The sequence below is a fragment of the Pseudomonas sp. GW823-FHT06B06 genome, from assembly GCF_058795195.1.
The window spans coordinates 1-1370 of the sequence record NZ_JBXAHO010000091.1 but is presented as its reverse complement, the minus strand read 5'-3'; the positions used below and the strand labels follow the sequence as shown (position 1 = coordinate 1370).

The window sequence follows — 1370 nt, the reverse complement described above, 5'->3', positions numbered from 1 at the left end:
GCCGTTGAGATGGTGGCCCTGATGCCATGACCGGTGAGCCTCCCTTTGTAACCCATCCGGCTAATGGCGGTGTTAAGTGTATTTTCACTGATCATTTCCTGCGGTTCGTATCGGTGAACCAGCAGATACCGTGCACCGCGCCCCCTTAACTGCATCAGCCGCTGCACAATTGCAATCGCTTGAGTAGATAGCGGAATCACATAAGGTGGAATCTCATTCCCCTGTGTTCGCACACGACTCCGGAGCTGCTTCACACCCTCCGGCGGCACCAGCCAGATCCCCTTATCGAAGTCGAATTGGTCTGGCGTCGCCGCCCGTAGCTCTCCTGTACGCACGCCCGTCAGAAGCAATAGACGAATACCAAGCCGTGTCTTTTCTGCACACTCATAGTGGGTGACGGTTCTGAGCAATCCTGGAAGTTCATTAACTTGGAGGAAGGGATTATGGCGGACCGGCCGCGGCGTCTCGGCAACGATATCAAGATCTGCTGCTGGGTTCACATCAATAAGCCCTTCCGCCATAGCAAAACGAAAGATCTGGTTGAGCCAGGTCCGCACCTTTCGAGCAGACACCAGCGCGCCTCTGCGCTCAATTCGTCGAATGAGCTCCAGCACGTCGCCACGAGAAATATCCGCGATCGGAAGATCGCCCAAACACGGCAGCATGTCCTTCTTCAGGTATTTGCTGGCTTGCCCCGCACTGCCCTTCTTGCTTTTCGTCAGTTTTTTACTGCGGAACTCATGCCAACGATCAGCAACCGCTTCAAACGTGTTGTTGGCGGCGTGAGAGGCTTTCTGCCTCTCGGCACGACGATGCGATCGAGGATCGATATTGTTGGCCACCAGCGCACGTGCAGCCTCTCTCCGCTGACGAGCCTCCTTTAGACTCACGTCGGGATAGATGCCGAGGGAAATACGCAATTGCTTGTCATGCCAATAGAAACGGAAATGCCAACGCTTCGAACCCGTCGGGGGCACTTGCAGAGATAAGCCATCCCCATCAGTTAACGTATAAGGCTTGGTGGCGGGCTTGGCTTGCTTGATCGCTGTATCTTTCAGAGCCATCAGACACCTCCTTTTGTATCAAGGAGGGGAATACAACCCAGCGGTAGACGGACCAATACGAAAATTGATACGCAAGGAATCGTAAAAGGCTGTGCCAGCGGTGTACTTAAATGTGTACTTAAAAACCGTGGCTGGGGATGGATTCCAGTGGAATTCAGAAAACGAAAAAAGCGACTCAAGGCCGCTATTTCCGTGACTTCCAGGCGTTCAGTGGGCCTTAGTGGAAGCAAATATGGCGCAGCGGACGGGACTCGAACCCGCGACCCCCGGCGTGACAGGCCGGTATTCTAACCGACTGAACTACCG

General features: G+C 54.2%; 1 protein-coding gene. It reads right to left on the bottom strand.

Annotation, left to right across the window (positions count from 1 at the left end):
* Nucleotides 1-1064 (bottom strand): tyrosine-type recombinase/integrase (locus AC1Q8Q_RS32115; RefSeq protein WP_492615963.1); only part of this gene is annotated, 1064 nt, incomplete at its 3' end.
* Nucleotides 1065-1370 lie beyond the last annotated feature (306 nt).